The organism is Micromonospora sp. R311 (genome assembly GCF_056780015.1).
Window position 1 is genome coordinate 40,237 of sequence record NZ_JBSWCE010000005.1, and the last position, 23,799, is coordinate 64,035.

The 23,799-nt window shown below is 74.9% G+C and carries 25 protein-coding genes; 12 read left to right on the top strand and 13 right to left on the bottom strand.

Going from position 1 to position 23,799, the window contains the following annotated elements; genetic code table 11:
• The first annotated feature begins 19 nt into the window (after positions 1-19).
• Positions 20-673: a ferritin-like fold-containing protein gene (locus AC1WTP_RS05275; protein ID WP_481648127.1), complete on the top strand. Its 654-nt coding sequence runs from the start codon at positions 20-22 to the stop codon at positions 671-673.
• Positions 674-755: 82 nt separating this feature from the next.
• Here the strand turns inward: AC1WTP_RS05275 and AC1WTP_RS05280 are convergent, their stop codons facing one another.
• Positions 756-983 (bottom strand): DUF3107 domain-containing protein, encoded by a 228-nt coding sequence (locus tag AC1WTP_RS05280; RefSeq protein WP_447134325.1) that lies wholly within the window; start codon positions 981-983, stop codon positions 756-758.
• Positions 984-1,047: 64 nt separating this feature from the next.
• Positions 1,048-1,686 (bottom strand): TetR/AcrR family transcriptional regulator, encoded by a 639-nt coding sequence (locus AC1WTP_RS05285; protein WP_043965396.1) that lies wholly within the window; start codon positions 1,684-1,686, stop codon positions 1,048-1,050.
• 148 nt (positions 1,687-1,834) lie between these two features.
• Between AC1WTP_RS05285 and AC1WTP_RS05290 the strand changes: the two genes are divergently transcribed.
• From AC1WTP_RS05290 to AC1WTP_RS05315, 6 genes are all read left to right on the top strand, one after another.
• Positions 1,835-4,657 carry a hypothetical protein gene (locus tag AC1WTP_RS05290; protein ID WP_481648128.1) on the top strand — a complete coding sequence of 941 codons (2,823 nt, stop codon included), beginning with the start codon at positions 1,835-1,837 and terminating at the stop codon, positions 4,655-4,657.
• Between the two features lie 23 nt (positions 4,658-4,680).
• Positions 4,681-5,655 (top strand): alpha/beta fold hydrolase, encoded by a 975-nt coding sequence (locus AC1WTP_RS05295; protein WP_481648129.1) that lies wholly within the window; start codon positions 4,681-4,683, stop codon positions 5,653-5,655.
• A gap of 128 nt (positions 5,656-5,783) precedes the next feature.
• Positions 5,784-6,575: a DUF3152 domain-containing protein gene (locus AC1WTP_RS05300; RefSeq protein ID WP_481648273.1), complete on the top strand. Its 792-nt coding sequence runs from the start codon at positions 5,784-5,786 to the stop codon at positions 6,573-6,575.
• 222 nt (positions 6,576-6,797) lie between these two features.
• Positions 6,798-7,532, top strand: coding sequence for a DUF3152 domain-containing protein (locus AC1WTP_RS05305; protein WP_481648130.1), 735 nt, complete (start codon positions 6,798-6,800; stop codon positions 7,530-7,532).
• Positions 7,533-7,620: 88 nt separating this feature from the next.
• Entirely contained in the window at positions 7,621-8,841 is a 1,221-nt protein-coding gene (gene moeZ / locus AC1WTP_RS05310; protein WP_481648131.1) for an adenylyltransferase/sulfurtransferase MoeZ, read from the top strand.
• 94 nt (positions 8,842-8,935) lie between these two features.
• Positions 8,936-9,778, top strand: a complete 843-nt coding sequence (locus AC1WTP_RS05315; RefSeq protein ID WP_481648132.1) for a prenyltransferase/squalene oxidase repeat-containing protein — start codon at positions 8,936-8,938, stop codon at positions 9,776-9,778.
• Here the strand turns inward: AC1WTP_RS05315 and AC1WTP_RS05320 are convergent.
• The 8 genes from AC1WTP_RS05320 to proB form a co-directional block, all read right to left on the bottom strand.
• Positions 9,762-10,277, bottom strand: a complete 516-nt coding sequence (locus AC1WTP_RS05320; protein ID WP_481648133.1) for an SUKH-4 family immunity protein — start codon at positions 10,275-10,277, stop codon at positions 9,762-9,764. The two genes, AC1WTP_RS05315 and AC1WTP_RS05320, sit on opposite strands and share 17 nt — an antisense overlap.
• A gap of 30 nt (positions 10,278-10,307) precedes the next feature.
• Entirely contained in the window at positions 10,308-10,925 is a 618-nt protein-coding gene (locus AC1WTP_RS05325) for a hypothetical protein (protein ID WP_481648134.1), read from the bottom strand.
• Positions 10,922-11,545 carry a hypothetical protein gene (locus AC1WTP_RS05330; RefSeq protein ID WP_481648135.1) on the bottom strand — a complete coding sequence of 208 codons (624 nt, stop codon included), beginning with the start codon at positions 11,543-11,545 and terminating at the stop codon, positions 10,922-10,924. The genes AC1WTP_RS05325 and AC1WTP_RS05330 overlap by 4 nt, the downstream gene beginning before the upstream one ends.
• Entirely contained in the window at positions 11,538-12,032 is a 495-nt protein-coding gene (locus AC1WTP_RS05335) for a WXG100-like domain-containing protein (RefSeq protein ID WP_481648136.1), read from the bottom strand. Before AC1WTP_RS05335 ends, AC1WTP_RS05330 begins: the two co-directional genes overlap by 8 nt.
• A 46-nt stretch (positions 12,033-12,078) precedes the next feature.
• A complete protein-coding gene (locus AC1WTP_RS05340; RefSeq protein ID WP_481648137.1) occupies positions 12,079-12,405 on the bottom strand; it encodes a hypothetical protein in 327 nt (108 codons plus the stop codon).
• A gap of 1 nt (position 12,406) precedes the next feature.
• Complete coding sequence (locus AC1WTP_RS05345) at positions 12,407-12,808, bottom strand: YbaB/EbfC family nucleoid-associated protein (RefSeq protein WP_481648138.1); 402 nt, start codon at positions 12,806-12,808, stop codon at positions 12,407-12,409.
• 98 nt (positions 12,809-12,906) lie between these two features.
• Positions 12,907-14,151: a glutamate-5-semialdehyde dehydrogenase gene (locus AC1WTP_RS05350; RefSeq protein WP_481648139.1), complete on the bottom strand. Its 1,245-nt coding sequence runs from the start codon at positions 14,149-14,151 to the stop codon at positions 12,907-12,909.
• Between the two features lie 25 nt (positions 14,152-14,176).
• Positions 14,177-15,286 (bottom strand): glutamate 5-kinase, encoded by a 1,110-nt coding sequence (gene proB / locus AC1WTP_RS05355; protein WP_481648140.1) that lies wholly within the window; start codon positions 15,284-15,286, stop codon positions 14,177-14,179.
• Positions 15,287-15,347: 61 nt separating this feature from the next.
• On the opposite strand from proB, the gene AC1WTP_RS05360 reads away from it, so the two are divergent.
• Genes AC1WTP_RS05360 through AC1WTP_RS05370 form a run of 3 tightly spaced genes read left to right on the top strand, consistent with a single transcriptional unit; the run spans position 15,348 to position 18,630 of the window.
• Positions 15,348-15,662 carry an MGMT family protein gene (locus tag AC1WTP_RS05360; RefSeq protein WP_481648141.1) on the top strand — a complete coding sequence of 105 codons (315 nt, stop codon included), beginning with the start codon at positions 15,348-15,350 and terminating at the stop codon, positions 15,660-15,662.
• Between the two features lie 32 nt (positions 15,663-15,694).
• Entirely contained in the window at positions 15,695-17,128 is a 1,434-nt protein-coding gene (locus tag AC1WTP_RS05365; protein ID WP_481648142.1) for an MFS transporter, read from the top strand.
• A complete protein-coding gene (locus tag AC1WTP_RS05370; RefSeq protein ID WP_481648143.1) occupies positions 17,125-18,630 on the top strand; it encodes a pyridoxal phosphate-dependent decarboxylase family protein in 1,506 nt (501 codons plus the stop codon). Before AC1WTP_RS05365 ends, AC1WTP_RS05370 begins: the two co-directional genes overlap by 4 nt.
• 45 nt (positions 18,631-18,675) lie before the next feature.
• On the opposite strand, the gene AC1WTP_RS05375 is transcribed toward AC1WTP_RS05370, so the two are convergent.
• On the bottom strand, positions 18,676-19,878 hold the full coding sequence (locus tag AC1WTP_RS05375) for a hypothetical protein (protein WP_481648144.1): 1,203 nt from the start codon (positions 19,876-19,878) through the stop codon (positions 18,676-18,678).
• Entirely contained in the window at positions 19,871-20,428 is a 558-nt protein-coding gene (locus tag AC1WTP_RS05380) for an RNA polymerase sigma factor (protein ID WP_481648145.1), read from the bottom strand. Before AC1WTP_RS05380 ends, AC1WTP_RS05375 begins: the two co-directional genes overlap by 8 nt.
• A 261-nt stretch (positions 20,429-20,689) precedes the next feature.
• On the opposite strand from AC1WTP_RS05380, the gene AC1WTP_RS05385 reads away from it, so the two are divergent.
• On the top strand, positions 20,690-21,268 hold the full coding sequence (locus tag AC1WTP_RS05385) for an NADH-quinone oxidoreductase subunit B (protein WP_481648274.1): 579 nt from the start codon (positions 20,690-20,692) through the stop codon (positions 21,266-21,268).
• 75 nt (positions 21,269-21,343) lie between these two features.
• Positions 21,344-22,660: a DUF2252 domain-containing protein gene (locus tag AC1WTP_RS05390; protein WP_481648146.1), complete on the top strand. Its 1,317-nt coding sequence runs from the start codon at positions 21,344-21,346 to the stop codon at positions 22,658-22,660.
• A 48-nt stretch (positions 22,661-22,708) separates the two neighbouring features.
• Here AC1WTP_RS05390 and AC1WTP_RS05395 read toward each other — a convergent pair whose 3' ends face one another.
• Positions 22,709-23,755 (bottom strand): glucose 1-dehydrogenase, encoded by a 1,047-nt coding sequence (locus AC1WTP_RS05395; RefSeq protein WP_481648147.1) that lies wholly within the window; start codon positions 23,753-23,755, stop codon positions 22,709-22,711.
• Between the last annotated feature and the right edge of the window lie 44 nt (positions 23,756-23,799).

The window sequence follows — 23,799 nt, forward strand, 5'->3', positions numbered from 1 at the left end:
AGGGCGGTAGCCTGCGCTCGTGTCCGCCCCCGCCCCGCCCGGCCCCGCCGTCGTCGACCTGCTCGGCCTGGTGGCCCTCGGCGAGCTGCTCGCCTTCGAACGGATGGCCGCCGACGCCCGCCTCGCCCCCGATCTGCGTCGCCGGGCCGCGCTCGGCGAGATGGCCGCCGCCGAGATCGGTAACTACCGGCGGCTGGCCGACCGGCTGGCCGCGCTCGGCGTGCTGCCCGACGACGCCATGGCCCCGTACGTCGCGCCGCTGCTTGCGTACCACGACTCGACCGAGCCGAGGGACTGGGCGGAAGCGGTCACCAAGGCGTACGTCGGCGACGCGATCACCGACGACTTCCTGCGCGAGATCGCCGGTGTGCTGGCCGAGCCGGACCGGCAACTCGTCCTCGACGTGCTGCACGAGTCGCGCTACGCCGAGTTCGCCGCGGCCGAGATCCGGGCCGCCATCGAGGCGGACCCCCGGGTGGCCGACCGGCTCTCCATGTGGGCCCGGCGGCTGGTCGGCGAGGCGCTGTCGCAGGCGGGCCGGGTGGCCGCGGCCGACCGGGGTGCGCTCACCGCGCTGATCGCCCAGAGTGAGCAGGTGGACGTGCAGGCGCTGTTCCGCCGGCTGACCGCCGCGCACACCGAGCGGATGGCCGCCGCGGGCCTGAACAACTGAGCCGTGCGCGCGGGCGATCAGTTGCTGCCGCGCTGCCCGCGGCAGGTGCGCGGGGTCACCTGCCGCGGACGGAGGGGCCCGCTCAGCGGACGGTGAACCCGACCGCGCGCGGGGCCGCCTCGGCGATCTCCACGTAGGCGACCTTGTCGACCGGGACGACGACCCGCCGGCCCTTCTCGTCGGTCAGGGACAGCGCGCCGCTGTTCTTCGCGATGGCGTCGGTCACGATCTGCTCGATCTCGGCCGGCGACTGCGCGCTCTCCAGAACCAGCTCGCGCGGCGCGTACTGCACGCCGATCTTGACCTCCACTGTGCCTCCTCAACTGGGGCGAAAAAGCCGCCGTGCGAAGGCTATCCGATCTCGGGGGTGACGGTCAGGCTGACTCACCTTGCAGCGGGAAGCTGGCGATGCCGCGCCAGGACAGCGCCGCCACCAGCGCCTCGGCCTCGGCCTTGGGCACCTGCCGGCCGCCGGCCAGCCAGAACTGCGCGGCGGTCTCGGCCGCCCCGACCAGGCCCGAGGCCAGCAGCTCGGCGTGCGCCCGGCTCACCCCGGTGTCCGAGATGATGGTGTCGGTGATCGCCGCGATGCAGCCCTGCTCGACCCGTTCCACGCGCTGCCGCACGGCCGGGTCGTTACGCAGGTCCGACTCGAAGACCAGCCGGAACGCCTCGCTCTCGTGGTCGACGAAGTCGAAGTACGCGCGGACCGAGGCGCTGACCCGCTCCTTGTTGTCGTTGGTCCCCCGCATGGCGTCGTGCACCTTGGCCACGATCGCGTCGCAGTGCGTGTCGAGCAGTGCCAGGTAGAGCTCCATCTTGCCGGGGAAGTGCTGGTAGAGCACCGGCTTGGAGACCCCCGCCCGCTCGGCGATGTCGTCCATCGCGGCGGCGTGGTAGCCCTGGGCGACGAACACCTCCTGAGCAGCGGCGAGCAGCTGCTTGCGCCGCGCGGAACGGGGCAGGCGCGTGGGCCGGCCGGCGGTCTGGGCGCCGTTCCCCACAGCGGTCATGGGAACCTCCGAGTTTCCTGTGTACGAGCCGGCACTTTTCCCCCGAACCGGTCCGCGCTCTGACCCGTCGCGGAATTGGCCCGCCGCTGTAACTTATCGCCACTGTCACCACACGGTAGCCTCAGCGGGGGCGACCAAGGAGCGCGCGGTGAGTGAATCAGGGCAACCCGGTGCCGCCACCCCGGGAGAGCACGGCGACGGGACGGGTCAGCAGGACGACCTGGCCCGTACCGGCAACGGGTGGGCGCCCTCGTCGGCCGGCTGGGCCCGGAGCGGGGAGACCGGTGGTTCCCGGGAGCCGGCGCCGTCCTGGCGCCAGCCCGACCCGACCCTCGGCTGGGGCGCCTCCTCGCCCCGGCACGGCGACCTGCCGCCAGCGCTGCCCGGCCTGCCCGCCGACACCCCGCCGACCCGGACCAACGGCCGCCGGGTCAACGGGTTCGGCCGGTCCGCGGCCGAGCCGCCGGCCGACCGGCCGGCGCCGGTGAGCGCCCCGCCCGGTCGGGTGACGCCGGTCAGCGCCCCGCCCGGCCTGCTCGGCGAGCCCCGCCGGGACTCCGACGGTGACCGCCTCGTGGTGCCGGCGCAGCGCCCCGCGCCGGCGGTCGAGCAGCCCGCCCCGCCGCACGGCCTCGCCGAGCCGGAGCCCGGCCCGGCCCGGCACGCGTCCGACGACCCGCCCGGCCGGCCCACCCGCTGGGCGGAGCCGGGCCCGCCCACCTCCGCGCCGCCCGCCGTGCAGGTCCCGCCCGTCGGCACGACCGCCTCGGGCTTCGAGGTGCCGCCCGGCTTCCACGCGCCGACCGCCGACCGGCCCGAGACCGGGGAACCGCCGTCGGCCGTCGACCCACGCGGCTGGGGCGATCCGTTCCCGCCGGAGCCGTCGACCCCGGAGCCCCGCCCGGGCCCGGCCGGCCCCGACCGCACCGCCGGCCTCGACCGGGCGTTGACCGCCGGCGACCCGGCCGGCCCCGCCGCCGCCGCGCCAACCACGGACCGGGCGCCGGCCACCGAGCCCGACTGGTCCGGCCCGAACTGGAACCGGCCGAGCTGGGGCAGCGGCTGGGCGCCGTCCTGGGCCCGGGAGGAGGCCGAGCCGACCGGCCGGCGGGTCCGGGAGGAGGCCGAGCCGACCGGCCGGCGGGCCCGCGACGAGCCGACACCCGGCTGGGCCAGCGAGCCGAACCGGCCGTACGAGCCGGTGCGCGCCGAGCCGAGCCACCCCTACGAGCCGCCGCGACCCGAGCTGAGTCGGCCGTACGAGCCGGCCCGCGCCGAGCCCGAGCCCCGCCCGGCGTACGAGCCGCGGACGCCGCACGAGCCCTCGGCCGAACGGCCGGCGTACGAGCCTCCGGCCGAGCGGCCGGCGTACGAGCCCCCGGCCGAGCGGCCGGCGTACCAGCCGCCGGCCGAGCGGCCGTCCTGGGCGGGTGGCCCGCCGGCCGCCACCCCGGCGAGCGCGCCCCCGTCCTACGACCGCGGCGCCGCCGAGTCGTCCGGCGCGACGCCGTCCCCCACCGAGGGCGAGCCGCGGTCCGAGCCCCGGAGCAACCGGCCGTTCCGGTTCCGGTCGGCCGAGGCGGCCACCGCGACGCCGGAACCACCCGGCGACCCGACCCCGAGCGGTCCCGCCACCGCGCCCGCCACGAGCGGGGACGCGCGCCGCGACCGCACCCCGACCGCGCCAACCCCGACGAGCGCCCCTCCCTACGCGGCCCGCCGATCCGCCCCCGAACCGGTGCCGACGGCCCAGCCGGCCGACGACCGGCTGCCGGACCGTGCGTCGGCGGTGCTGCCGCAGCGCGTCCCCGCCGAGCCGGACGTGCCCGTCGTGCCGGAGCCGCCAGCCGTGGAGCCACCCGCCGAAACCCCGGAACTCGCCCGCATCGCCACCCACCTGCGCCGCGACGACGAGCCCGCCCCGATGCGGGAGCGGCCGGAAGGCTTCGACGTCAACGCGATCCTGGACGCCGTCCGCGAGGTGGCCGGTGTCCGCGACGCGGCGCTGCGCCGTACCCCGGCCGGTGCGCACAGCCTGCGACTGGATCTCGCCGACGGCGCCGACCCGGCCGAGGTGAGCCGGCAGGTTGCCCGCCTGCTCCAGGAGCGGATGGGGCTGGCCGCCGCGCCGCAGAACGTGCCCGGCCTGCCCGCCGCGCCGCCGCCTCCGGTGCGCCGCCGCGCCACCGAACCCCGGGCGGCCGAGCCCCGCGCCGCGGAGCGGACCGTCGAGCCGCGGACCGCCGAGCCGCGCGGCTCGGCTCCCGAGCCACGCGCCGCCGAGGCCCGGGCGTCCACCACGGAACCCCGGGTTCCGGCGGCCCGGACGGAGGCCGGCCCGACCCGGGCCGAGCAGCCGACCGAGCCGGAGGCCACCCCCCGCCGGCGCCGGCAGGCCGCCGGCCCGCACCGGGGCCGGGCCACCGTGGAGGAGCCGGGTTCGGTCTCCGCCGCCCCGGCGGGGACGGCGACCGGCAGTCCCGCCACCGGCGCCTCCTACTCCGGCGGGCAGGTAACCACCACGGAGAGCGCGCCTTCCCGGCCGCTGGCCACCGGCGGCGCCCCCGGCCCCCGGGTGGTGATCGACCACGTGCAGGTGAGCACGTTCGGGCTGGACGCCACCGTGGAGGTACGCCTGATCGCCGGCGGGCAGAGCGCCGCCGGCTACTCCACCGGCCCGGCGGTGGACGGCTACGTGCTGCGGCTCTGCGCGGTGGCCGCCGCGGCGGCGGTGGACGAGTTGCTCCGCGGTGCGGTGTCCGCGCCGGAGCGCGGGCGGTGCTTCGTCGAGCACGCCGCGGTGGTGCCGTTCGGCAACTGTGAGGTGGCCACGGTGGTGGTGCTGCTGGTCTGCGACGGCTGGGTCGAGCAGCTCGCCGGGTCGGCGCTGGTCGCCGGCGACCCCCGGCAGGCGGTGGTCCGGGCCACCCTGGCCGCGGTGAACCGCCGGCTCGAGGCGCTGCTGGCCTGAGCGTTCCGGGGCAGACTGGAGCGATGAAGCCCGCCACCCTCTGGCCGGATCATCTCCTTCCGGAGCACTCGGTCCCGCCACCCTGGCCGGGCCGGGAGGTACGCCTCGACGGGACGGTCACCTACGTCCGGGAGACCCCGGCGACCGCTCCCGGCGCCGAGCCGGCGCTCTACGTGCACGGGCTCGGCGGCTCGTCGCAGAACTGGACCGACCTGGCCTGGCTGCTCGCCGACCGGCTCGACGGGCAGGCGATCGACCTGCCGGGGTTCGGCCGCAGTGAGCCGGGTCGGCGCTACACCGTGCCGTCCTTCGCCGAGCGGGTGGTCCGCTGGATCGAGCACTCGGGCCGGGGCCCGGTGCACCTGTTCGGCAACTCGCTCGGCGGGGCGGTCTCGGTGTACGTGGCGGCGACCCGGCCGGACCTGGTCCGCACCCTGACGCTGGTCTCGCCGGCCCTGCCGTTCCTGAGCTTCCACCGCTCCCTGCAGGGCCGGATGCTGCCGCTGCTGGCGATCCCCCAGGGCGAGCGGCTGGCCGCCTGGCGGCTGGCCCAGCTGGCGCCCGAGGTGATGGCCCAGCAGGTGATGGAGGCGTGCGTGGCCGACCTGAGCCGGATCTGCGAGCAGCGCCGACGGGAGGCGCTGGAGGAGATCCGGATCCGCTACCAGGCCGAGCACTACGCGGCGGCGTATGTGCGTACCTTCCGCGGGCTGGTCTCCAGCTTCCTGCGCGCGTACCTGCCGGGGTCCGGGTCGTTGTGGCGGCTCGCCCGTTCGGTCGGCGCGCCCACGCTGGTGGTCGGCGGCCGCAACGACCGGCTGGTCGACGTACGGGTGGCCCCGCAGACGGCCCGGGTCATCCCGGACAGCCGGCTGATGCTGTTGGGCGGGGTCGGGCACGTGGCGCAGCTGGAGGTGCCCCGCCTGGTGGCCCGTGCCGTGGTCGGACTGCTCACCGAAACGGAGGAGACCGCCCGGCGGCGCGACATGGCAGGCTGACCGGGATGTCCCCGTCCCGCCGGCCGGCCACCGGTCACCACCAGCCAGTTGTGCCGGTCCCCGGCGGCCGCGCCGATGGCGCGCGGCGTCGTTCCGCGGGCCGCGGATACCGCCGGCTCCGGCGGGTGATGCAGGCCCTGGCTCTCGTCCTGGCGGTGGTCGCCACGGTGGCGGTGGTGACCGACCGGCGGGGCGCCGACGCGGGCGCGGGTGCCGGCGCCGTGCTGGAGGCGGTCTCCGTGCCCACCCCGGCACCGAGCGCGTCGCCGACGCCGAGCGCGACTCCCACCGCCACCCCGCCCCCGCCGCCGGTGCTCCGGCTGCCGGGGCCGGTGCCCTCGGCCGGGCGGGGCAGCTTCGGGTACGACGACCGGGTCGGCCCGGTGCTCGGCGAGGCCGGGGTGCTGCGGCGCTACCGGGTGGCCGTGGAGGCCGGCTCCGGCGAGGACACCGGGGAGTTCGGGGCGGCCGTCGAGACGGCCCTGGCCGGGCCGGGGAGCTGGGTCGACAGCGGCCGCCTCCGGTTGCAGCAGGTCCGGGCCCGCGCCGGGCACGACTTCACCGTCTACCTGGTCACCGCGGCGACGGCACGGCGGATGTGCGCGGCGGGTGGGGTGGACATCCGGATCGGCGGGAAGCCCTACACGTCCTGCCGCGCGCCCGGCAAGGTGATCATCAACCTGGACCGCTGGCGGCTGTCCGTGCCGCACTTCGTGCGGGCCGGGGTGCCGCTGTCGGTCTATCGCACCTACGTGGTGAACCACGAGGTCGGCCACGAACTCGGGCACCGGCACGAGCGCTGCCCGGGCGCGGGGCGGCCGGCGCCGGTGATGATGCAGCAGACGCTCTTCCTCGACGGCTGCCGGGCCAACCCCTGGCCGTACCGGGACGGCCGCCGGTACGCGGGCCCACCGCTGTAGCGGTGGATTCCGGCGATCGGCCGGTTCGCGCCCAGGAAGGCGGTTTCCGGACGGAATAGCGCGAGCGGCATGAGAAAGGCACCCGCCTATTTGCCCTATTCGTGTTTAATGCGCGGAAATACCTGGTTAATGTGCGACGCTGGCCGCATGACGTCGTCGTCCCCTTGCGACCCGCCTGATCCCGGCCCCACCCGGCCGCGCCCGCGGCCCAGCCTGGTCCGGATGCACCGGCGCCGCCGTCGGACCGTCCTGCTCGGTCTGGTCCTGCTCGTCGCGGCGGTCTCCGCGGTGGCACTGGCCAGGGCGGGCGGCTCGGCGCACCGGCCGCCGAGTGCCGGCCCGGGCCCGATGGCGTACGGGGCCGCCGAGCGCGCGAAGCCGAGCACCTATCCGAGGGTCGGCGCCGGCAGCTTCACCACCGCCCCCGGCGAATCGCCGATCTACGGCGCGGACGGGCTGCTGCGCCGCTACCGGGTGGCGGTGGAGCGGGGCACCGGGCAGGACGCCCCCGCCTTCGCCGCCACCGTCGAGGAGGTGCTGGCCGACCCGCGGGGCTGGACGGCCGGGGGCGAGCGGCGGGTGCAGCGGGTGGCCGACGCCGAGGTCGCGGACTTCACCGTCTACCTGGCCACCCCGCGCACCTCGGAAGTGATGTGCGCCGAGGGCGGGCTGAGCACCGAGGGGTACACCTCCTGCCGGCTGCCCGGGCAGGTGATCATCAACCTGGCCCGCTGGCTGGAGGCGGTCCCGGACTACGGGGCGCCGCTGGAGGTGTACCGGGCGTACGTGATCAACCACGAGGTCGGGCACGAGTTCGGCGAGGGCCACGAGGCCTGCCCGGGGCCGGGCCGCCCCGCGCCGGTGATGCAGCAGCAGACGTACGGCCTCCAGGGCTGCGTCGCGTACGCCTGGCCCTGGCTGGACGGCCGCCGCTACGCCGGCGAGATCGTTCCCTGACGATCCCGGCACGGCCGCCTTATTCCCGCTCCCGAATGTCGGGCGACGTGTCCCTCCTCATGGCCGACCGGCCGGCCGGCGAGCGACAATGGCGCGGTTCGCCACCGCCGATCCCGGGGAGTCCACCGTGTCGCTGCCCCCGCTCGTCGAGCCCGCCGCCGAGCTGACCGTTGACGAGATCCGCCGCTACTCGCGCCACCTGATCATCCCCGACGTCGGTGTCGAGGGGCAGAAGCGGCTGAAGAACGCCCGGGTGCTCTGTGTCGGCGCCGGTGGCCTCGGCTCGCCCGCCCTGATGTACCTCGCCGCGGCCGGCGTCGGCACGCTCGGCATCATCGACTTCGACACCGTCGACGAGTCCAACCTCCAGCGGCAGATCATCCACGGCGTCTCCGACGTCGGCCGCTCGAAGGCGGAGTCCGCCGCGGCCTCGATCCGCGAGATCAACCCGCTGGTCAACGTGGAGATCCACAACACCGCGCTGGACCGGGAGAACGTCCGCGAGATCTTCGCCCAGTACGACCTGATCGTCGACGGCACCGACAACTTCGCCACCCGCTACATGGTCAACGACGCGGCGGTGCTGCTCGGCAAGCCGTACGTCTGGGGGTCGATCTACCGCTTCGACGGCCAGGCGTCGGTCTTCTGGGCCGAGCACGGCCCCTGCTACCGCTGCCTCTACCCGGAGCCCCCGCCGCCCGGCATGGTGCCGTCCTGCGCCGAGGGTGGCGTGCTCGGCGTGCTCTGCGCCTCGATCGGCTCGATCCAGGTCAACGAGGCGATCAAGCTGCTCACCGGGATCGGCGAGCCGCTGGTCGGCCGGCTGATGGTCTACGACGCCCTGGAGATGTCGTACCGCAAGATCAAGGTGCGCAAGGACCCGAACTGCGTGCTCTGCGGCGAGAACCCGACCGTCACCGACCTGCTGGAGGACTACGAGGACTTCTGCGGCGCGGTGTCGGTGGAGGCGCAGGAGGCGGTGGTCGACGCGACCATCACCGCGCTGGAGCTCAAGGAGTGGCAGGACGCCGGCAAGGACATCTTCCTGGTCGACGTCCGGGAGCCGGCCGAGTACGAGATCGTCCGGATCCCCGGCGCCACGCTGATCCCCAAGGGCGAGATCATCTCCGGTGAGGCGCTGGCCCGGCTCCCGCAGGACCGGCAGATCGTGCTGCACTGCAAGTCCGGCGTCCGCTCCGCCGAGGCGCTCGCCGCGCTGAAGGCGGCCGGGTTCCGGGACGCGGTGCACGTCCAGGGTGGCGTGCTCTCCTGGATCAAGCAGATCGATCCCTCGCTGCCCGCGTACTGACCGGTCGGCCGGGGTCGGAGGCGGCGGCGCGCCCGCCCCGGCCTCGGCCGATTCCCCGAGGCGGAATCGCCTTTGCGCAGGTAGCGTGTCCGCCGTGGTGGACATGGACGCCGCTATCGGCTTCGTCGTGGCGCACGGGGACGCGGTGGACCGCGCCCGTCTCTCCCGGCTGCGCACCGGTGCGCCGGCGCCGGCCGAACTGCTCGACGCGGCCGAGGCCGGGCAGACGCCCGACGGCGGCTGGCCGGCCATCCTCGACGGGGACGTCGGCTCGGTGGACGCCACCTGCTACCGGCTGGCCGAGCTGGACGACCTCGGCGCCCTCGGCCGCCCGGCGGCGCGGCACGCGCTGGACTGGCTCGCCGCCCGGCAACTGCGCGACGGTGGCTGGGACGAGGACCCGTCGCTGGCCGGGGTCGCGCCCGAGTGGGCCCGGCCGGGCGACCCGGAGGCGCGCTTCTACCTGACCGCCAACGCCGGGTTCTGGCTGACCGTGGCCGGGCTGGACGCCCGGGCCGCCGGCCCGCTCGACCACCGCGTCGGCGGGGCGTACGCCGGGGTGGTGCAGGCGGCGGCGCAGGCCGTCGCCGGGCAGCTCGGGCCGGACGGCAGCTGGCCGTCCTTCCTGCCGGCCGGCTGGCTGAGCGCGGCCGTCCTGCACCGGCAGGGGATGTACGACGAGTCGGCGCGGATCCAGGCGGTGCTGGCCGAGCGGATCCCGCAACTGTCCCCGGCGGACGCGGCGTGGCTGGCCGCGACGCTGCGCCGGGTCGAGGTGGGCGAGGAGCAGTGGCTGCTGGTCTCGGCCCGCCGCCGACTGGCCGAGACCCAGCGCAGCGACGGCGGCTGGGACAGCGACGACGGTCACCAGTTCGACGTGCACACCACGCTGCGGGCGATCCGGGCCTGCCGCCCGGTGGTCACTTCAGCTGGCTGATCACCAGCGGCCACCAGCCGTCCGGGCCGAACGCGGCCGGGTCGATGCTCTCCAGCGTGGTGCGCAGCGCCTCCGCCCGCTCGGCCCGGCCGGCCTTGCCCTCGTCGGCCTCGACGAAGAGCGCGAACTGGTAGAGGAACTCGACGAAGGTGCGGAAGTTGCTGTTGACCGCCTGCACGTCCTGGGCCGCCAGGTCGAACTGGAGGATCTCGCCGGTCTTCGGGTCGAGCACGTAGAGCAGGTCGGTGTTGTCGGCGACCGCGCCGACCACGATGAGGCGGACGTCCAGCGAGCCGTCCTCGGTGGTGAGCTGGATCGTGTCGAACAGCTCGATGTCGCCTTCGAGGAAGGCGGTGAAGACCACCGCCACGTCGAGCGGGATCTCGTCGCCCTCGGGGAGCATGTCGGGGGTGAATCCCCCCTCCAGCCACGCCTCGCGCGGGTACGGGATGAGCTCGTCCTCGTTCCACAACGCGGTGAACCGCGGATCAGCTGCCATGACGGTCCTTAAGCAGGGTCGACGGGTGGGTCAGGAGGACAGGCCGGCGGCGATCAGCAGCCGCCGCCAGTTGTCGGCGTACTCGCCGGCGTGCCGGCCCTTGCGCAGCCGCTGCTCGGGGGCGGCCGGACCGAGGACGACGGAGGTCAGCTCCGGGTAGCGGGGGCCGAGCACGTGCTCGTCGAAGAAGGTGGCCACGTCGGGGGCGATGATGGTGAACTCGACGTCCTCGTCGGGGTGCTCGTACTGGTAGACGTAGGCGCTGGACTCCATGTAGTACACGTCCAGGTCTTCCAGGTCGAGGTAGATCGGGTCGCCGCCACGGATCTCGGCGCGTATGCCGGAGGGGACGCTGTTCATCTCGTAGCCGACGATCAGCGGGCTGCCCATCGGGTCGTTCGGGTTGACCTCGTACTCCGCCCAGGCCTGCGGGGTGAGGATCTCCTTCGGCGCGTGGAACCGGAAGTTGTCGCCCTCCAGGCGCTGGAACAGGCTGTAGACCTCGGCGACGCCGGGCAGGTCGGCGATCGGTTCCAGCGGCGCCGGCCCTTCGATGAGCACGCCGAAGCCGTGCTCGGCCTCCACCCGGTTGAGCAGCTCCACCTTCTCGGCGATCCGGGCGAGGACGGCGGGGTCCGGCTGGGTCACGGCACTACCTTCACGATGACCGGGGTGCCCTCGGGGACGTCGTGCAACGCCACGGAGATCTCGCGGCCGATCTCGCGGTTGGTCCAGGCGTCCATCAGCCTGAGGTTAGCGTATTCGTCCTTTCCGTCGAGTTGCAGCTCGTGGACGTGGTCCGGGTCGAGTCCCTGGCCCCGGGCGGTGATCGGCCCCCGGCCGCCGTAGAGCCGATCGACGAGGTCCTTGTTGGCCAGGTATTGGTTGGTCGCCGGGGTGCCGTGCCGCTGGGTCAGCCGGTTGTTCCTGGTCAGGCGGCGGGTCACCCGGTCGCGGAAGACGTTGGTGCGGCTCCGGTTGCCCGGCGTGGTCCCTCGGCCCCCCCGGTGGTAGACGCTTGTCCGGTCCGACTTGGCCTTGCTCAGCCGGCCCTCCTGGCCGAGCCGGACCAGGTCCCTGGCCTTGCGGTCGAAGTCCCGCTTGTGGAAATCCGGCCGGTTGCGCAGCACCAGCACCGCCGGGCCGTTCGGCTTGGTGCCGGCCGACTTGGCGGTGCGGAAGACGTCGGCGTTCTCCAGGTACGCCGAGACGATCTTGGCGCCCTTGGCCTGCGTCTGCCGGGGGGCAGCGGTCCGCTTCCTAGCCATTGAGCACCGTGTCCACCGCCATGCCGATCAGCTGGTCGATGATCATGCCGGTGATCATCTTGAAGATGGGGATCTCCAGCAGGGACGCGCCGAAGGTGACCGCCGCCGTGGCGATGGCCTGCGCGATCTGGATGGCCAGCAGCGCCAGCTGGACGATCACCTGGATCTTCAGGGCCAGCACCACACCCGCCGCGACCATCAGCCCGATGCCGATGACGTTCGCCGGGTTGGCGACGTCGGCGATGTTGCGCGCGGCGGACTCGGCGTCGTTCCACTCGCTGGCGAAGGCGGTGAAGCTCTCGCCCCGGTTGTTCTCGAGCACCGTCCGCGCCGCCGACTCCAGCTGGGCGACCGAACCGGAGATCTGCCCGGCCATCCCGGTCCACTCACCGGCCAGCTGGAACAGCGCCGTCTCGTCGGACTGCGGCCACTCGTAGCCGAGCATCGACAGCAGGGAGGCGAGTTCGCCCGGCAGGGTCAGACCCACCGTGACTCCTTTCGTGCGTCGCTCGTCCGCCCGGCGCGCCGAGCGGTCATCCGCCCAGCGCGCCGAGCATCGAGCGGAAGGACGCGGTGACGTCCTCCTCGACCGCCCGGTAGCCGTCGGCCATCTGGTGCAGCCCGTCGGCGTAGCTGGTCAGCTCCTCGATGTTGGTGCTGAGGCACTCGGTCAACGCGTCCACGCAGGCCTGGTGGGCCACCCCGAGCAAAGTGCCGATGTCGTCGCCGCCGAACGCGGCGGCGTAACCGGCGACGGCGGCCTGGAAGCCCTCGAAGGTCTGGCGGACCGACTCCCGGGCCTGCTCCAGCTCCGTCGCGCCCCGGCGCAGCGCGTCGATGTCGACGTCGAGGTTCTCCATGTCAGCCCCGCTGCTGCAGTTTCCGCATGGTCTCGCTGATCGCCTGGCTCATCTCGCGCATCTGCCGGATGCTCTGGTCCTGCAGGCGTTCGACGGTGGCGCTGATCGCGGCGAGGTCGGGCATCGGCTCGGCGGGGGCGGTGCCCTCGTCCTGCCCGTCGAGCGCGGCGTTCACCGCCTGGCGCAGCTCGTCGGCGAGGTAATCCGAGCCCTCGCGGAGCAGCCGCGGGTCGATCTCGATGGCGCTGACCCGGCCGTCGGTGCCGAGGGTGACCCGGATCCGCCCGTCGGCCGCCTCGGCCACCGACTCGGTGCGCTCCGGCGGGGCGACGCCGCGGCTCACCTCGCGCAGCGCGGCCCGTGCCTGTGCCAGTTGCTCTTCCAGGGCGCTCTCGCCCAGCATGCCGCCTCCCCAGACAAGCCCGTGCCGAACCGGCCCCAGACTATCGGGCCGGCGCAATCCGGCGGTGCCCCCACCATCCAGCCCTCCATCCCGGACGGTCAGCCGCGCAGGTGGCCGCTCCCGGTCACCACGTACTTGGTGGAGGTCAGCTCGGGCAGCCCCATCGGGCCGCGGGCGTGCAGCTTCTGGGTGGAGATGCCGATTTCCGCGCCGAAGCCGAACTCGCCGCCGTCGGTGAACCGGGTGGAGGCGTTCACCATCACCGCCGCCGCGTCCACCCGGGCCACGAAGTCCCGGGCGGCCGTGGTCGAGTCGGTGACGATCGCCTCGGTGTGGCCGGTGCCGTAGCGCCGGATGTGCGCGACCGCGGCGTCCAGCGAGTCGACCACGGCGACCGAGATGTCCGCCGAGAGGTACTCGGTGGCGAAGTCCTCCTCGGTGGCCGGCCGCACGGCGGGCGAGTGCGCGGCGACCCGCTCGTCGCCGTGCACGGTCACCCCCGCGTCGGCGAACGCGGCCAGCACCGGCGGCAGGAAGGCGTCGGCGACCGCCGCGTGCACCAGCAGCGACTCGGCAGTGTTGCAGGTGGACAGCCGTTGGGTCTTCGCGTTCAGGGCGATCGCCACCGCCCTGGTCAGGTCGGCGGCGGCGTCGACGTAGACGTGGCAGTTGCCCACCCCGGTCTCGATCACCGGCACGGTGGACTCCTCGACCACGGTGCGGATCAGCGACGCCCCGCCGCGCGGGATCAGCACGTCGACCAGACCGCGGGCGCGCATCAGCTCCTTGACCGAGTCACGCGAGCCGGCGTCGAGCAGCTGCACCGCGTCGGCCGGCAGGCCGGCCCCGGCGACCGCGTCGCGCAGCACCGCGACCAGCGCCGCGTTGGAGTGCGCCGCCGACGAGGAGCCGCGCAGCAGCGCCGCGTTGCCCGACTTCAGGCAGATGCCGGCCGCGTCCACGGTCACGTTCGGCCGGGCCTCGTAGATGATGCCGACCACCCCGAACGGCACCCGGATCTGGCGCAGCTCCAGGCCGTTGGGCAGGGTCGAGCCGCGGACCACCTCGCCGACCGGGTCGGGCAGGGCGGCCATCTGCCGCAGCGCGTCGGCGATGCCGGCCACCCGGCCCGGGTCGAGGGCGAGCCGGTCCAGCACGGCCGCGCTCAGCCCGGCCGCCCGGCCGGCCGCCAGGTCCGCCTCGTTCGCGGCCAGGATCTCCGGCGTCCGCGCCACCAGCGCGGCGGCCATCGCGTGCAGCGCCGCGTCCTTGACCGTACGGGTGGCGACGGCGAGTTCCTCCGCCGCCGTCCGGGCCCGCCGGGCCTGCTCAATCACGCTCATCCGACACTCCTCACCGCAGCACCAGTCACAGCAGCACCAGGTCGTCGCGGTGGACGACCTCCCGTTCGTACGCCGGGCCGAGCGCCGCGGCGAGTTCCCCGGTCGACCGGCCGAGCAGGCCGGGCAGCTCGACCGCGTCGTAGTTGACCAGACCCCGGGCCACCGGCGCGCCCTCGGTGTCCACCAGGTCCACCGGATCGCCGGCGGTGAACGCCCCGTCGACCGCGGTGATCCCGGCCGGCAGCAGCGACTTGCGCCGGTCGACCACGGCCGCCACCGCGCCCGGGTCCAGGTGCAGCCGGCCGCGCGGCGAGGTGGCGTGGGCGAGCCAGAACAGCCGGGCCGCCGGCCGTCGCCGGCTGGGGTGGAACAGTGTGCCGACCGGCTCGCCGGCCAGCGCCCCGGCGGCCAGGTCGGCCGCGGTGAGCACCACCGGGATGCCGAAGCCGGTCGCGATCCGGGCCGCCTCGACCTTGGTCACCATGCCGCCGGTGCCGACTCCGGCCCGGCCCGCTCCGCCGATGTCCACACCGGCGAGGTCCCGCTCGTCGTGCACCTCGCTGATCCGGGCGGCGCCCGGCCGGGTGGGGTCGCCGGTCCAGAGCGCGTCCACGTCGGAGAGCAGCACCAGCAGGTCGGCCTGGACCAGCGCGGCGACCAGGGCGGCCAGCCGGTCGTTGTCGCCGAACCGGATCTCCTCGGTGGCCACCGTGTCGTTCTCGTTGACGATCGGCACCGCCCGCAGGTCGAGCAGCTTGCGCAGGGTCCGGTACGCGTTGCGGTAGTGCGCCCGCCGGGTGACGTCGTCGACGGTGAGCAGCACCTGCCCGACGGTGAGCCGGTGCCGGGCGAAGCTGGCCGCGTACCGGCCGATCAGCAGGCCCTGCCCGACGCTGGCGGCGGCCTGCTGGGTGGCCAGGTCGCGCGGGCGCCGGGCGAGCCCGAGCGGGGCCAGGCCGGCGGCGATCGCGCCGGAGGAGACCAGCACCACCTCGCGGCCGTCGGCGGCCCGGACGCCGAGGGCGTCGACCAGCGCGTCGACCCGCCCGTCGTCCAACCCGCCGGCGGCGGTGGTCAACGAGGAGGATCCGATCTTGACGACCACCCGCCGGGCGGCCGTGACTACGTCGCGCACCCGCCCATTCTGCGTGGTCGTGCCGGCCGGGCCCCGCGACGTTCCCATATCCTGGCCGGTCGTGACCCCTGATGAGTACGTCGAGGCGGTGCTCGACCTGGTCGAGCGGATCCCACCCGGCCGGGTGATGTCCTACGGGGCGGTCGCCGACGCGCTGGCCGAGCGCTCCGGGCGGGCGTCGGCGCGGCTGGTCGGCTCGATCATGGCGCGGCACGGCGGCGGCGTGCCCTGGCACCGGGTGGTGACCTCCGCCGGCCGGCTGCCGCCCGGCCACGAGCGGGAGGCGCGGGCCCGGCTGCGGGCGGAGGGGACGCCGTTGCGCGGTGCCGGGGTGGAGATGGCGGCGGCCGGCTGGTCGCCGGAAGAGGGGATGTGACCCCGGCCATAACGTGAGTAACATTCGGGCGCATGGACGCGCCGCCGGCTGGAACCGGTCCGGTCCCGGCCGGGCTCCCGCGTCGGGTGCACGCCGGGTACGCGCTGGGCTCTCTGGCCACCGGGGCGTTCGGCACCGTGCCGGGGCTGTTGCTGCTGCCCTACCTCACCGACACCCTCGGCGTGGCCGCCGGGGTGGCCGCCCTGCTGGTGCTCGGGCCGAAGGCGTGGGACGTGCTGGTCAACCCGGTGGCCGGGCGGATCTCCGACCGCACCCGGTCGCGCTGGGGTGCCCGCCGGCCGTACCTGCTGGTCGCCGGGGTGGCCATGGCGGTGCTCTTCGCGGCCATCTTCGCCGGGCCGGTGGACGCCGGCCCGGCCGCCGGGGCGTACGTGGCGGTCGCCTTCCTGGCCACCGCCACCGCGTTCGCCTTCTTCCAGGTGCCGTACGTGGCGATGCCGGCCGAGCTGACCGGCGACTACGCGGAACGGACCCGGCTGATGAGCTGGCGGATCGCGCTGCTGGCGGTGGCCATCCTGGTCTCCGGGGCGGTCGCCCCGCTGATCGTGTCGGCCGCCGGTGGCGGCGTCGCCGGGCACCGCTGGATGGGGCTCTTCGTCGCGGCGCTGATCGTGCTCGGCGCGGTCGGCGCGTTCCTCGGCACCCGGGGCGCCCCGACCGGCACGGTGGCCGAGAGCGAGCCCACGCTGCGCGGGCAGCTCGCGGTGGCCGCCCGGAACCGGCCGTTCCGGGCGCTGCTGGTCTGCTTCGTGGTGCAGTCCGCCGGGGTGGCCACCGTCCTGGCCGGGGTCAACTACTTCGCCGGGCAGATCCTGCGCGACCCCGACGGCGGGCCGACCCTCCTCTTCGTCTGCTTCGTCGGGCCGGCGCTGCTGGTGATGCCGCTCTGGACCCGGGTGGGCGCCCGGGTGGGCAAGCTGGCCGCCCTGGTCGCCGCGTCGCTGATCCTCGCGGTCGGCGCGCTCGCCCTGGTGGCCGCGCCGGTGCTGCCCGCGGTGGCGGTCTACCTGGTGGTCGCGCTGGTCGGCTGCGGGTACGCCGGGCAGCAGGTCTTCGCGCTGGCCATGCTCCCGGACTGCATCGCCTGGGACGAGGCGCGCACCGGCCGGCGGCAGGCGGGGGTGTTCACCGGGCTCTGGACGGCCGGGGAGACCTTCGGGCTGGCGCTCGGCCCGGGCATCTACGGCCTGGTCCTCCAGGTCTCCGGCTACGTCCCGTCCGACACCGGGGCGGCGGCCGCCCAGTCCGACACCGCCCGCCTCGGCGTGCTGCTCGGCTTCACCGTCCTCCCCGCCCTGCTGGTGGCCGTGGCCCTCGTGGCGCTGCGCCCCTACGACCTCACCCCCGCCCGCCTCGCCGAAGCCGGTCGCACCGGCGAGCCCGCGGCCCCGCGGGGCGACGACCAGCCGCTGATCAGCACGGAAGGGGCACCACGAACTCCATGACCGACGAGGAGAAGGACGCGCGGGCGCTGCCAAGGCGGGGCGTGCCGGCGGACCGGGTGCTGGCCGAGGTCCGGGAACTGCGGGGCCTGGACCGGCCGACGCACGGGGGCCGGCTGTTCGCGTACGTCTACGACCCGGCCGTGCCGGGGCTGGACGAACTGGCGGTGGCCGCGTACGCGGAGAGCGCGCACGTCAACGGCCTCGACCCGACCGCCTTCCCGTCCCTGCTGGCGATGGAGAACGCGCTGGTCGGCGCGGCGGCCCGGCTGCTCGGCGGCGGTCCCGGCAGCGCCGCCCCGGAGGTCGTCGGCAGCGTCACCAGCGGCGGCACCGAGTCGCTGATCCTGGCCGTGAAGGCGGCCCGGGACGCCCACCCCGGGATCACCGCACCGCGGATCGTGGTGCCGGCCAGCGCGCACGCCGCGTTCGCCAAGGCGGCGCACTACCTGCGGGTGGCCCTGGACACCGTGCCCGTCTCCGCGGCGACGCTGCGCCCCGACCCGGCCGACGTGGCCGCCGCGATCCGCCCGGAGACCGTGCTGGTGGTCTGCTCCGCCCCGTCGTACGCGCACGGCGTCGTCGACCCGGTCACGCAGATCGCGGAGGTGGCCGCGGCGGCCGGGGTGCGCTGCCACGTGGACGCCTGCTTCGGCGGCTGGACCCTGCCCTGGCTGCGCCGGCTCGGCCTGCCGGTGCCGCCGTTCGACTTCGCCGTGCCCGGGGTCACGTCGATCTCGGTGGACCTGCACAAGTACGCCTACGCCCCGAAGGGGGTGTCGGTGCTGCTGCACCGGGACGCGTCGCTGCGCGCCCCGCAGTACTTCGCGTACGCCGACTGGCCCGGCTACACGATGATCAACCCGGTGATCGCCTCCACCCGATCCGGCGGGCCGATCGCCGCCGCGTACGCCACCCTGCGGCACCTCGGTGACGACGGCTACCTGCGGCTGGCCGGGCTGACCCGGGACGCGGTGGCCGGCCTGGCGGACGCGGTGCGCGGCGTGGCCGCGCTGCGGCTGATGGCCGAGCCGGAGTCCACCGTCGTCTGCTTCACCAGCACCGACCCCGAGCTGGACCTGTTCGTGCTGGTCGACGAGCTGGCCGCGCGCGGCTGGCACACCCAGCCGCAGCTGTCGTACGCCGACCTGCCGGCCAGCGTGCACCTCACCGTCACCGCGTCGGTCGCGCCCCGGGTGGTCGAGTTCGGCCCGGACCTGGTCGCCGCGGTTGCCGCGGCCCGGGCCGCCGGGCCGGTGCGGCTCCCCGACGAACTGCGCGCCCTGGCCACCGCGTTGACCCCGGACGCGCTCACCCCGGACCTGGTCGCCGGTCTGGCCGCCGGCCTCGGCCTGGGCGCCGAATCCGACCCGGCCCCGGCTGGCGGCGGCGCGCCACCGGAGCGGATGGCCCTGGTCAACGCGCTGCTCGACGCCGCGCCGCCGGCGCTGCGGGAGCGGCTGCTGGTCGAGTTCGTCGGCCTGCTCCAGCGTCCGACGTACTGAGTGCCCGGTGCGGCGGGTCGCCGACGCCGCACAGGGACCCCGGCCTCACCGCCAGACGATCGTGTCCTGGTTGTCGCTGTCGTCCCGTTCCAGCAGGAAGTTGCTGCCCGGCCCGAGCGCCGCCACGCTCAGCGGCGCGGTCCCGGCAGGCAGGGCGACCCCCGGCCGCACCCGGACGGCCAACCGCAACGGCAGTTCCCCGCCGGGTTCGAGCGACCCGAACCGGCAGACCAACGGCGTACGGTCAGCCACGTCGGCGCCGCAGCCACCCCAGCCGTCGACGTCCGGTTCGAGCTGCGCGGGCAGCTCCAGGCGCAGCTGGACCGCGGTGACCTCCCGACCGCCGAGGTGGCGGATCCGCGCCTCGATCCAGCCCACCCGGGAACCGTCGTCGGCCTCGGTGAGCCGCAGCTCCGCCACACTGATCGCGAGGTTGGCGGAGTACGGGTTCGGGCCGAAGGACGTCGGCCCCTCGGTCTGCCCGAACCGCTCGCCGTTCCAGCGGTAGCCGCGCCACTGTCGTTGCGACCACTCGCCGGGCCACCCGCCGCCCGGTGCGAGGTCGGCGACCTGCACCCGGACCAGGCCGTCGGGTCGGACCTCCACCCCGGTGAGCCACTGTGGAGTCTCCCGCGCGGTGGCCACCACGCGGCCCAGCGTCACCACCCTGCCGGCCGGATCCCGGTCGAACGCCACGACCTGCGCCGGCCCGCCGGTGCCGAGCAGGCAGTGCACCAGCGCGACCGTCTCGGTGGCGCCGTCGCCGTCGACGTCCCCGTGCGCGAGCCCCTCCAGCACGTTGGTCCCGTCCCGCACGGGGTCGCCGGCCAGCCGGACGTCGGTGACCGGGCAGCTCGGGCCGGGCCGCCAGCCCGGCAGGGAGACCGGTGCGGCGAGCAGTTGCGCCCGGCTGATCCGGCCGTCCGGTGCCCGGGTCGGGCTGGCGCTGGTCGGCTCCGGCGACGCCGACGGGCTGGCCGAGCCGGTCGCCGACGGGGAGGCGGACGGGCTGCCGGTCGGATCCACCGGCCCGGGTCGCGGGCCCGGATCGGTCAGCGCCGCGTACCCGAAGATCGGGCCGGTGCCCAGGGCGAGGACCGCCGCGACGGCCGTGCCGAGCGTCCGGCGCCGGCGCTGCCGCACCACCCGGCGGACCGCCGCCGGCCCCGGCGGCTCGACCTCGGTCAGCACCTCGCTCCGGTACCGGGCGAAGCGCTCGGCCAGGGCGACTGCATCGTGCTCAGACATCGCGTGCCTCCTCGGTGTCCCGCAGCGACGCGGCCAGGGCGCTCCGCCCACGGTGCAGCCAGGACTTGACGGTTCCCTCGGCGACGCGTTCCTGCGCCGCGATCTCGGCGACGCTCAGGTCGGCGAGGTAGTGCAGCACCACCGCCCGGCGCTGCCGGGGCGGCAGCAACGCCAGCGCGGCGTCCAGCGCCACCCGGTCCGGGGTCGGTCCGGCCACGTGCACCTCGCGCTGCCGGTGCAGGAACGCCTGCGCGGTGCGCAGCCGCCGCCACCGGCTGTGCGCGAGGTTCCAGGCGACCCGCCGGATCCAGGCCAGCGGGTCGTCGTAGCCGGCCACCCGGTCCCACCGGGCGAAGGCCCGGCAGAACGCCTCCTGCACCAGGTCCTGGGCCTGGCCCAGGTCGCCGGTGTACGCCCGCAGCTGCACCACCAGACCACGGAAGTGCGCGTGGTAGAAGTCGTCGAAGAGCACCGGCGGCCCGTCGGGTGCCGCCCCGGGTAAGGGGCCGGGCGCTGCTCCGCCGGCCCGCGCGTCCTCCGTCACAGCCACTCGTCCTCCCCCGTGGATGCCCGGGGCGGTGAGCCCCGACACCGGTCACACCGGTCGATGGCGGCAAAGGTTGCAGTGGGTCCGGGGACCGTACTGTCGGGTCGCCGTCCGCCCGGCCCGGGGTGCCGCGCTCATCATCCCGACAGCCGGCGTCGATCTGCCCGGGCGCGCCGTCACCCCGGCAGGCGCGGCTCTCGGCCCTCGGGTTGCGGCCACGGCGCTGTGGTTGACTGTCGGGTGAAGGACAGGAAGGGGGCGGTCGTGCAGTTGCCGGGGGTGCTCGGCGAGCCGATCCGGTTCGTGCTGAACTGGGGCCGCCGCTACTCGCTCTGGGTCTTCAACTTCGGCCTGGCGTGCTGCGCCATCGAGTTCATCGCGAGCAGCATGGGCCGGCACGACTTCATGCGGCTGGGCGTCATCCCGTTCGCCCACGGCCCGCGGCAGGCCGACCTCATGGTGGTCTCCGGCACGGTGACCGACAAGATGGCCCCGGCGATCAAGCGGCTCTACGACCAGATGCCCGAGCCGAAGTACGTCATCTCGTTTGGCGCCTGCTCCAACTGCGGCGGTCCCTACTGGGACTCCTACTCGGTGACCAAGGGCGTCGACCAGCTCATCCCGGTGGACGTCTACGTGCCCGGCTGCCCGCCCCGGCCGGAGGCGCTGCTGCACGGCATCCTGCGGTTGCAGGAGAAGATCGCCGCCGAGCAGTCCGGCCTCGGCGGGGTGCCCCGGCCGGATCCGCTCGCCCCGCCGGTGGACGTCCGGCCCCGGGACGGGGCTGCTCCGCGCTCGGCGGAGTCGCTCACCGCGCCGCCGGTCCGCCCGCCGGCCTCCTGAACCGCCCGACCGGCCGCCCGGCTCCGCTCGGTCGGCCGAGCGTCCGGCTGGTGTGCGCGGGCTAGCCTGCGCACCATGAGCAACTCCGCGGAACGGCGTTCCGCCCACATCGTCGACGTGCTGACCGAGGAGTTCGGCGCCTCGATGGCGCTCGACCCGGCCGCCTTCCGGCGCAAGTTCCGCAAGATGGCGGCCTCGCCGTTCGCCTTCTACCGGGGCAGCGCCTCGCTCTTCTACGCCGACCAGCTCGGCGACTTCGCCGACGACCGGTTCCTCGACGGGCGGACCAGCCGGGTGTGGATCCACGGCGACCTGCACGCGGAGAACTTCGGCACCTACATGAACGCCTCGGGCCAGCTGGTGTTCAACGTCAACGACTTCGACGAGGCGTACGTCGGGCCGTTCACCTGGGACCTGCGGCGGCTGGCGGCCAGCGTGGCCCTGCTCGGCTACGGCAAGGCGCTCTCCGACCGCTCCATCGGCGACCTGGTCGCCGGCTTCGCCCGGTCGTACCTGACCGAGCTGCGGGCCATCGCGGCCGGTGGGGACGACGCGATCGGCTCGATCACCCTGGACAACGCCGACGGGGTGCTGCGCCGGGTGCTCCAGCAGGCCCGCCTGAACACCCGGGTCGACCTGCTCGCCACGCAGACCACCATCGACAACTACGAGCGCCGGTTCTCCCTCGGCGACGGGGTCTTCGAGGTCGACGCGGAGACCCGGGACCGGGTCCGCGCCGCCTTCGAGCAGTACCTCGGCACCCTGCCCCCGTCCTCGGCGCGGCTGCGCCCGGTGGCGGCGCGGATCAAGGACGTGGTGCTGCGCAAGGGCGTCGGCATCGGCTCGGCCGGGCTGCCGTCGTACAACCTGCTGCTGGAGGGGCACACCCAGGCGCTGGAGAACGACGTTGTCATCTACATGAAGCAGGCGCAGGTGCCGGCGGTCGCCCGGCACATCCGGGACGGGTCCGTCGCCGGCTACTTCCAGCACCAGGGGCACCGCACCGCCGAGTCGCAGCGCGCGCTCCAGGCGCACGCGGACCCGTGGCTGGGCTTCACCGAGCTGGACGGGGTCGGCCAGCTCGTCGCCGAGGTCTCCCCGTACGCGGCCGACCTGGACTGGGCCGACGTCAACGAGCCGGAGGAGCTGGCCGGGGTGCTCTCCGACCTGGGCCGGGCGGTGGCCCGGATGCACTCGGTAGCCGACGACGAGTCCAGCCACGACCTGGTCGACTACTCCACGGAGGAGGCGATCGTCGCGGCGGTGGACGCCGACGAGGCGGGCTTCGTCACCCACCTGGTGGACTTCGCGCACACGTACGGCGACCGGGCCCGACAGGACCACCAGCTCTTCGTCGACCTGTTCCGCAACGGCCGGCTGCCCGGCATCTGACCGCCGGCCGCGCGGCCCGTCCCGCCGGCGGGCCGCCCTGGTCGGGCGTCAGGCGGCGAAGTCCAGCACCACCTTGATGTCGTCCGGCTCCGGCGTGTACGCCTCGACGTAGCCGTTCACCGGCACCCGCCGGGTGATCAGCGACTCCAGCCAGGACTGGTCGGCCCGGGTCAGCGCGTCGGCGGCCCTGTCCCAGTGCCGGCGGTTGGCGTTCACCGAGCCGAAGACGACGTTGTTCTCCAGCACCAGGGTGCGGTTCAGCGCCCCGGCGTCGAGGTCGATCGTGCGGCCGCCGCTGGAGACGCCGGCCAGGCAGACCACGCCGGTCGGGGCGGCCTGGCACATCACGTCGATCACGACGCTCGGCGCCCCGGTGCACTCGACCACCACGTCCGGCTCGAAGTCCAACTGGTCGACCTTCGTCGAGTGGTACGTCGCGCCGAGCGCGCCGACCAGCGCCGGCTTCGGACCCTCGGTGGCCAGGTCGAGCACGTGCACGGAGAGCCCGCGCTGGGTGGCCAGCAGGGCGGCGAGCAGGCCGATCGGACCGGCGCCGGTGACCAGCGCGGTCTGCGGCTGCCACTCGGCGCGGTGCCCGATCCGGTCGATGTGGTCCCACGCCTTCGCCACCACGCTGGTCGGCTCGAGCAGCATGCCGACCCGGGCCAGCGCCGGGTCCAGCCCGACGGCGAACCGGGGCGGGATGCGCCAGCGGTCCCGGGCGAATCCCGCCAGCGCCTTGATGCCGTGCTCGGTGTACCGGCCGTTGCGGCACATGTCCCACTCGCCGACGGCGCAGTTCGGGCAGGGCACCGGGTCCGGGTACCGGACGATCCCGGCCACCAGGTCGCCCGGCTGGAGGGTGCCGGTCGGGTCCTCCAGCACCCGGCCGAGCGACTCGTGGCCGAGCACCAGGCGGTCCATGCCGGGCGGCGCCTCGCCGTAGTGCCCGCCGATGATCTCGTGGTCGGTCCCGCAGATGCCGACCGCGAGTGCCTCGACCAGGATCGCGCCCTCCTCGGTCGCCGGTTCCGGGTAGTCCTCGGTGAGCGACAGCGAGTTGGCGACACCGGGGGTCACAGTCACAGCGCGCACGAGACTCATCCTTCCCCGCCGGCCGGCCCGCCGCCGGGTAAAGC

Coding starts and splice junctions, on each gene's coding strand:
- AC1WTP_RS05285 (WP_043965396.1), bottom strand. CDS start 1,686: ATGACCGCTGTGGGGAACGGCGCCCAGACCGCCGGCCGGCCCACGCGC.
- AC1WTP_RS05295 (WP_481648129.1), top strand. CDS start 4,681: ATGAAGCCCGCCACCCTCTGGCCGGATCATCTCCTTCCGGAGCACTCG.
- AC1WTP_RS05300 (WP_481648273.1), top strand. CDS start 5,784: ATGCAGGCCCTGGCTCTCGTCCTGGCGGTGGTCGCCACGGTGGCGGTG.
- AC1WTP_RS05305 (WP_481648130.1), top strand. CDS start 6,798: ATGCACCGGCGCCGCCGTCGGACCGTCCTGCTCGGTCTGGTCCTGCTC.
- moeZ (WP_481648131.1), top strand. CDS start 7,621: ATGGCGCGGTTCGCCACCGCCGATCCCGGGGAGTCCACCGTGTCGCTG.
- AC1WTP_RS05320 (WP_481648133.1), bottom strand. CDS start 10,277: ATGGCAGCTGATCCGCGGTTCACCGCGTTGTGGAACGAGGACGAGCTC.
- AC1WTP_RS05330 (WP_481648135.1), bottom strand. CDS start 11,545: ATGGCTAGGAAGCGGACCGCTGCCCCCCGGCAGACGCAGGCCAAGGGC.
- AC1WTP_RS05340 (WP_481648137.1), bottom strand. CDS start 12,405: ATGGAGAACCTCGACGTCGACATCGACGCGCTGCGCCGGGGCGCGACG.
- AC1WTP_RS05345 (WP_481648138.1), bottom strand. CDS start 12,808: ATGCTGGGCGAGAGCGCCCTGGAAGAGCAACTGGCACAGGCACGGGCC.
- AC1WTP_RS05350 (WP_481648139.1), bottom strand. CDS start 14,151: ATGAGCGTGATTGAGCAGGCCCGGCGGGCCCGGACGGCGGCGGAGGAA.
- AC1WTP_RS05365 (WP_481648142.1), top strand. CDS start 15,695: ATGGACGCGCCGCCGGCTGGAACCGGTCCGGTCCCGGCCGGGCTCCCG.
- AC1WTP_RS05370 (WP_481648143.1), top strand. CDS start 17,125: ATGACCGACGAGGAGAAGGACGCGCGGGCGCTGCCAAGGCGGGGCGTG.
- AC1WTP_RS05375 (WP_481648144.1), bottom strand. CDS start 19,878: ATGTCTGAGCACGATGCAGTCGCCCTGGCCGAGCGCTTCGCCCGGTAC.
- AC1WTP_RS05390 (WP_481648146.1), top strand. CDS start 21,344: ATGAGCAACTCCGCGGAACGGCGTTCCGCCCACATCGTCGACGTGCTG.